Source organism: Oceanipulchritudo coccoides (assembly GCF_010500615.1).
GTDB lineage: Bacteria > Verrucomicrobiota > Verrucomicrobiia > Opitutales > Oceanipulchritudinaceae > Oceanipulchritudo > Oceanipulchritudo coccoides.
The window spans coordinates 1-304 of record NZ_JAAGNX010000034.1; the positions used below are offsets into that span (position 1 = coordinate 1).

Consider the following 304-nt stretch of genomic DNA (forward strand, 5'->3'; position numbering starts at 1 on the left):
CCCGCCTGCGCCGACCAGACCGAGGATGGCACTTTCGCGGAAATTGATGTCGATCCGGTACATGGACAGCCCCACCAGACGCGGCATGACCTGCGGCTGCACGCCGTAGTTGATCCATTGCATCCAGCGGGCACCGGAGGCTTTGATGGCTTCAGCCTGCACCTTGTCCATGGATTCAATGTCTTCTGCCAACAGCTTGGACAAAAAGCCGATTGTGGCGAAGGAAAGGGTCAGGAACCCTGCCAGCGGTCCAAATCCGAAGATGGCGACCAGCAGGATGGCGACGATGATTTCCTGCAATGCC

Annotated in this window: 1 protein-coding gene; it reads right to left on the reverse strand. The window is 58.6% G+C overall.

Annotation, left to right across the window (positions count from 1 at the left end):
- Positions 1-304, reverse strand: a 304-nt coding sequence (locus G0Q06_RS14325; protein WP_163967458.1) for a PhnE/PtxC family ABC transporter permease, incomplete at both ends; no start/stop codon positions are given.